The 1,098-nt window shown below is 47.5% G+C and carries 1 protein-coding gene; it reads left to right on the top strand.

Annotated elements, in window-relative coordinates; translation table 11 throughout:
- Positions 1 to 522: 522 nt before the first annotated feature.
- Positions 523 to 864 (top strand): DUF4279 domain-containing protein, encoded by a 342-nt coding sequence (locus CKO23_RS24850; RefSeq protein ID WP_200336233.1) that lies wholly within the window; start codon positions 523 to 525, stop codon positions 862 to 864.
- Positions 865 to 1,098 lie beyond the last annotated feature (234 nt).

Genomic DNA, 1,098 nt, shown 5'->3' with positions numbered 1-1,098 from the left:
CTGGTTACAAAAGGGCGCGATTGTACCGAGGACGCGCGACTCGCGCTGCTCGGGCGATTCAGCTGCGTCGAGGGCGGGCGACCGGCAGGAGTCGTTGCGTTCACTTTTTGTGACCTTCACAGCCCTGGACTCAACCCGTAAGGATGATCAATGGGCTTTCCGCAACGGTGACAGTGCGTGCCTTCCAGGATGCTATGAACAAAGATCTTGAGCGTTCTGGCCCCTTCCACCACAATCCGATCAATGGCGATATCGGGTAGGTTCAACAGCACCCGGATGGTCTCTTTGTCAAGCATCATAATCAACAGCGTTCGAATTGGGTTTTGACGGGAACTGGCTCTCAAGCCACTGTTTTATAAGATATCACAACCCCAGGAGATCCGGGAGAGCCTTTTTAGGGCCGATTTTGAACTCCGAAACGTGAGTTATTTGTCGTCGATAATGCCTAATATTATATTTTTAGATGACTTTGATAGTTGTTCAAGAACATACGTGACATTGTCTTTTTATCATGAGAATTGTATGCCTGACGATATATCTGTGGCTCTTGGGATCGAGCCAACTCGTACTATTCTCAAGAAGAAAAAAACGAGAATAAAAAAGAATGCTTGGTTTTTTTCGACGCAGGACTTTGTTGACTCTCGCGACTTGCGAAGGCATTTATTTTTTGTGGCTGAAAGAATCAACAAAAAGATTGACGCGCTTTCTTTACTGAAAAATTGTGGTTGGAACGCGATGCTTCATTGCTATTGGGAATCGAGAGAAGGAAATGGGGGGCCGATACTTGATGTCACTACTCTGAAAGTTATAGCCAAGATGGAGATCGATCTGCATTTTGATGTTTGGATAGATATGCCGAGCTAAACCCATCCCATTATACAGGTAAACGTTTAGTGGTCTAGAGTGAAAGTCCTAATACTGTTTCTGGGCGATCGATGGCATCCTACTCATCTGTCTTGAGTTTCGCCGATGAGTTGATGACACGATGCCACGCTGCACCCCGATTCCCGTTTCCCTCACCGACAAAGAACGTACCCAGTTGGAGGCGTTGGTGCGTCAGCACACCACGGCGCAGCAACTGGCGATCCGAGCCCGAAT

This window comes from Thiocystis violacea (genome assembly GCF_016583565.1).
Classification (GTDB): Bacteria; Pseudomonadota; Gammaproteobacteria; order Chromatiales; family Chromatiaceae; genus Thiorhodococcus; species Thiorhodococcus violaceus_A.
Note: the sequence above shows the minus strand (reverse complement) of the source record. Positions and strands in the feature narration are given on the sequence as shown.

Excerpts from the sequence above, each read along its gene's own strand:
- CKO23_RS24850 (WP_200336233.1), top strand. The coding sequence starts at position 523 with ATGCCTGACGATATATCTGTGGCTCTTGGGATCGAGCCAACTCGTACT.